This is a genomic window from Nonomuraea sp. AD125B (assembly GCF_041402765.1).
Lineage (GTDB): Bacteria > Actinomycetota > Actinomycetes > Streptosporangiales > Streptosporangiaceae > Nonomuraea > Nonomuraea bangladeshensis.
Genome location: NZ_JBGLOU010000050.1, coordinates 1 through 582 on the forward strand (window position 1 = coordinate 1; position 582 = coordinate 582).

The window sequence follows — 582 nt, forward strand, 5'->3', positions numbered from 1 at the left end:
GTGCAGAGTGATTTGCCGTGGTGGCTGGTCTGCCGGGGGACGATTCATAAGTTCCGCTGTGTGCCGCATCTCACCGGGCGGCGCTTTGAGCACGGTGTGACGGACTGTTACACACTGTTCCGGGATGCTTATCATCTGGCGGGGATTGAGATGCCGGACTTTCATCGTGAGGATGACTGGTGGCGTAACGGCCAGAATCTCTATCTGGATAATCTGGAGGCGACGGGGCTGTATCAGGTGCCGTTGTCAGCGGCACAGCCGGGCGATGTGCTGCTGTGCTGTTTTGGTTCATCAGTGCCGAATCACGCCGCAATTTACTGCGGCGACGGCGAGCTGCTGCACCATATTCCTGAACAACTGAGCAAACGAGAGAGGTACACCGACAAATGGCAGCGACGCACACACTCCCTCTGGCGTCACCGGGCATGGCGCGCATCTGCCTTTACGGGGATTTACAACGATTTGGTCGCCGCATCGACCTTCGTGTGAAAACGGGGGCTGAAGCCATCCGGGCACTGGCCACACAGCTCCCGGCGTTTCGTCAGAAACTGAGCGACGGCTGGTATCAGGTACGGATTGCCG

The 582-nt window shown here is 58.6% G+C and carries 1 protein-coding gene and 1 pseudogene; both read left to right on the forward strand.

Annotated elements, in window-relative coordinates:
- Positions 1–489 (forward strand): NlpC/P60 family protein (locus ACBR40_RS47075; protein ID WP_033471670.1); only part of this gene is annotated, 489 nt, incomplete at its 5' end.
- Positions 426–582: pseudogene (locus ACBR40_RS47080) on the forward strand (tail assembly protein); the annotation flags it as partial. The gene ACBR40_RS47075 and the pseudogene ACBR40_RS47080, both read left to right, overlap by 64 nt.